This is a genomic window from Roseburia sp. 1XD42-69 (assembly GCF_003612565.1).
Taxonomy (GTDB): domain Bacteria; phylum Bacillota; class Clostridia; order Lachnospirales; family Lachnospiraceae; genus Roseburia_B.
On record NZ_RAZG01000272.1, the window covers coordinates 1 to 563 of the forward strand.

Annotated in this window: 1 protein-coding gene; it reads left to right on the forward strand. The window is 42.5% G+C overall.

The features are described from left to right. Positions 1-563: hypothetical protein (locus tag D7Y06_RS26385; RefSeq protein ID WP_158591517.1), on the forward strand; the 563-nt coding region annotated here is incomplete at both ends.

A 563-nucleotide genomic window follows, 5' to 3' on the forward strand; every position in this document is an offset into this window, starting at 1 on the left:
AATGTCTTTGGTGAGGATGCGACAAATGGTCTGGAATTTCTGGACAAATTGTATGAAAAGAAGGATGTCCTTGACGGATTAGATTCTTCCATTGAAAAACTTTCAGACGGTTCTTATAAGTTCGACCTAAAGCCGGATGAATTTGAAGCCATCGGGGAAGCGATTGGGATGACCGCCGATGAAGTTGCCGCATGTACCAATGCTTTAGGCATGTTTGGGGATTTCCGTTCTTATGACATGGAAGAACTGGAAGAAACTTTAAACGGGATATCCATAGCCGCAAAAGACGGGGAGAAATCCATCCTATCCTTACAGGGTGTGGAATCTATACTTTCAGACCTTGGGTATAACGGATATGAAATCTACCATATCTTAGAAGATATCAAAGGCATGGGAAGTCTGGAATTACTGGATTTTAATGCCAGTGACAGCGAGGGATTGCAGACTGTCATAGATAAGCTGTCTGAACTTGACATGCTTAAGATCAACGGGGACAGCATAGACGTTTCAGGGCTTGCAGATAAATTAAAGAATACTTTCGGCATGACCTTTGAGGATATCCA